Below are 625 nucleotides of genomic sequence, written 5' to 3'. Positions count from 1 at the left end.
TTCATGTAGTCGGTGCCGCCGTAGCCGAACAGGAAGTCATCCCCGTCCAGGCCCGACAGCTGGTTGCGCTCGTTGTTGCCCGTCAGGCTGTCGTCGAAGTTGGTGCCGACCAGGTTTTCGATCTCGAAATACAGGTCCCGCACCGCGTCGCCCGCCGAGCCGTAACCCGTCTCCTGGCCGCCAAACAGCCCCGCGCCGTTGCGCAAAGACGCGCTCACGCCGCTGGTCGACTGGAAATAGGTCACCGTGTCCAAGCCGTCGCCGCCGAAGTAACGCTCTCGCCCTCCGGTTGAGCCGACAAACCAGTCATAGCCGCCCAGACCGCGGAAGTCATTCTGCTGCGCATCCCCGTAAAACACGTCCTGATGCGACGAGCCGGTGACCCGCTCGACCGAATTCAGCGTCAGCCCCGAGGCCAGCCCGGTGCTCTGCGAAGGATCGCTTAGGTTGAGCGTCACACCGCCCACGGCGGCGCCGCTCGGCGGTGCGCCCGTGGCGGAAAACACCGTCTCGACCACCGCCGCGCCCGAGGATGCGGCCTCGAGGAAGGTGATCATGTCCTGCCCGTTGCCGCCGTCCAGCGTGTCGTTGCCGGCCGTCGCAATGAACCAGTCGTAATCGCCCA

At 65.8% G+C, this 625-nt stretch carries 1 pseudogene; it reads right to left on the bottom strand.

The window, feature by feature from the left end:
* A pseudogene (locus TRM7615_RS25710) lies at positions 1-625 on the bottom strand (beta strand repeat-containing protein); the annotation flags it as partial.

This window comes from Falsiruegeria mediterranea M17 (assembly GCF_900302455.1).
Classification (GTDB): Bacteria; Pseudomonadota; Alphaproteobacteria; order Rhodobacterales; family Rhodobacteraceae; genus Falsiruegeria; species Falsiruegeria mediterranea.
Note: the sequence above shows the minus strand (reverse complement) of the source record. Positions and strands in the feature narration are given on the sequence as shown.